The 2,333-nt window shown below is 67.9% G+C and carries 2 protein-coding genes and 1 pseudogene; all 3 read left to right on the top strand.

Annotated features, from left to right (window positions below; all coding sequences use genetic code 11):
• Positions 1–291, top strand: a pseudogene (locus FHS55_RS23185) (NAD(P)(+) transhydrogenase (Re/Si-specific) subunit alpha); the annotation flags it as partial.
• Between the two features lie 149 nt (positions 292–440).
• Positions 441–908 (top strand): proton-translocating transhydrogenase family protein, encoded by a 468-nt coding sequence (locus FHS55_RS23180; RefSeq protein ID WP_183192228.1) that lies wholly within the window; start codon positions 441–443, stop codon positions 906–908.
• 10 nt (positions 909–918) lie between these two features.
• The gene (locus FHS55_RS23175; protein WP_183192227.1) at positions 919–2,322 is read left to right on the top strand and encodes an NAD(P)(+) transhydrogenase (Re/Si-specific) subunit beta; all 1,404 of its coding nucleotides are present in this window, start codon (positions 919–921) and stop codon (positions 2,320–2,322) included.
• Positions 2,323–2,333 lie beyond the last annotated feature (11 nt).

Here is a 2,333-nt window from a genome sequence, read left to right as displayed (position 1 = left end):
CTCGCGGTGGAGCGCGGCGGCAATGTCGAAGGCTCCGTGCCGGGCGAGGTCGTCACCACGGCGAACGGGGTGAAGATCGTCGGCCATCTCAACGTGCCGGGCCGTCTGGCGGCGACGGCGTCGCAGCTTTACGCGAAGAACCTGTACGCGTTCGTGGAAACGCTGGTGGACAAGGCGACGAAGAGCCTTGGCGTGAAGTGGGACGACGAACTGGTGAAGGCGACGCTGCTGACGCGGGACGGGGCGGTGGTGCATCCCGGCTTCGCGCCGGCGCAGGCGAGCGCGGCCTAGCGGCGGCGCGGCGAGGCGGCGGGCGCGGCGACGGGGTCGATAGCGGGCTCCGTCCGGTGCCGGTGCTCGGCATTGACGGATATTGACGGGTCGGGGCCGTGCCGGGAGAGCGCGGCCGTCGGGCTCCCAGGGTTTCAGGGGAAGAGGAAATGGCCAATCCGGTAGCGGGCGATCCGATCGCCCAGAACGCGGTGGAAGGCGCGCGCCTGGCCGCGGAAGTGGCGCGGCAGGCGGCCGAGGCGGCGCAGGCCTATGCCGCGGAGGCGAGCCAGCATTATGCCGAACTGGCGGGACAGGCGGTGCACGCGGCGACGGGCGGGGCGATCGACCCGTTCGTGTTCCGGCTCGCCATCTTCGTGCTGGCGGTGTTCGTGGGCTATTACGTGGTGTGGTCGGTGACGCCGGCGCTGCACACGCCCTTGATGAGCGTGACCAACGCGATCTCCTCGGTGATCGTGGTGGGCGCGCTGCTGGCGGTGGGCGTGGACCTGACGGCGGAAGGCACGGGCTGGGCGCGTGGCTTCGGCTTTCTCGGGCTGATCCTGGCCTCCGTGAACATTTTCGGCGGGTTCCTGGTGACCAGCCGAATGCTCGCCATGTACTCGAAGAAGAAGTGAGGGCGACGAGATGAACGCCAATATCGTCGCGCTCCTGTACCTCGTCTCGGGGGTGCTGTTCATCATGGCGCTGCGCGGGCTCTCCAGCCCCGCGACCTCGCGCCAGGGCAACCTGTTCGGCATGGTCGGCATGACCATCGCCATCCTGACGACGCTGGCGGCGTCGCCCCCGCACGGGTTTGGCGGCTGGGCGCTGGTGATCGGCGGGCTGGCCATTGGCGGCGGCGCCGGCGCGGTGATCGCCAAGAAGATCGCCATGACGCAGATGCCGCAGCTGGTGGCGGCGTTCCACAGCCTCGTGGGCCTCGCCGCGGTGATGGTGGCGGCGGCCGCGCTCTACGCGCCGGCGGCGTTCGGCATCGGCGATCCCGGCCATATCCATGCGCAGGCGCTGGTGGAGATGAGCCTTGGCGTGGCGATCGGCGCCATCACCTTCACGGGTTCGGTGATCGCCTTCGCCAAGCTGAACGGCAACATGTCGGGCAAGCCGATCCTGCTGCCGGGCCGGCATGTGATCAATGCGGGTCTGGCGCTGCTGATCGTGGCGCTGATCGTGGTGCTGACCCTGACCGAGAGCCACACGGTGTTCTGGCTGATCGTGATCGCCAGCCTGGTGTTCGGCGGGCTCCTGATCATCCCGATCGGCGGGGCGGACATGCCGGTCGTGGTGTCGATGCTGAACAGCTATTCGGGCTGGGCGGCGGCGGGCATCGGCTTCACGCTGGGCAACACGGCGCTGATCATCACCGGCGCGCTGGTGGGATCCTCGGGCGCGATCCTGTCCTACATCATGTGCAAGGGGATGAACCGGTCCTTCGTGTCGGTGATCCTGGGCGGGTTCGGCGGCGATGCGGCGGCGGGTCCGGCGGGGGCGGTGGAGAGCCGTCCGGTGAAGCAGGGCTCGGCGGAGGACGCGGCGTTCATCATGAAGAACGCGGCGAAGGTGATCATCGTGCCGGGCTACGGCATGGCGGTGGCGCAGGCGCAGCACGCGCTGCGCGAGATGGCGGACAAGCTGAAGGAAGAAGGCGTCGAGGTGAAATACGCCATTCATCCGGTGGCGGGGCGCATGCCCGGGCACATGAACGTGCTGCTGGCGGAAGCCAATGTTCCCTATGACGAGGTGTTCGAGCTGGAGGACATCAACTCCGAGTTCGCGCAGGCCGACGTGGCCTTCGTGATCGGCGCCAATGACGTGACCAACCCGGCGGCGAAGACCGACCCGACCTCGGCGATCTACGGCATGCCGATCCTGGACGTGGAGAAGGCGAAGACCGTGCTGTTCATCAAGCGCGGCATGGCGGCCGGCTATGCCGGCGTGGAGAACGAACTCTTCTTCCGCGACAACACCATGATGCTCTTCGCCGACGCCAAGAAAATGGTCGAGGACATCGTCAAAAACCTCGGGCATTGAAATCGGCGGGG

The sequence above is a fragment of the Ancylobacter tetraedralis genome (assembly GCF_014195655.1).
GTDB lineage: Bacteria > Pseudomonadota > Alphaproteobacteria > Rhizobiales > Xanthobacteraceae > Ancylobacter > Ancylobacter tetraedralis.
This window is presented reverse-complemented; position numbering and strand designations above follow the sequence as displayed.

What these genes read in the sequence shown, in the direction of transcription:
- FHS55_RS23180 (WP_183192228.1), top strand. Translation starts at nt 441, where the DNA reads ATGGCCAATCCGGTAGCGGGCGATCCGATCGCCCAGAACGCGGTGGAA.
- FHS55_RS23175 (WP_183192227.1), top strand. Translation starts at nt 919, where the DNA reads ATGAACGCCAATATCGTCGCGCTCCTGTACCTCGTCTCGGGGGTGCTG.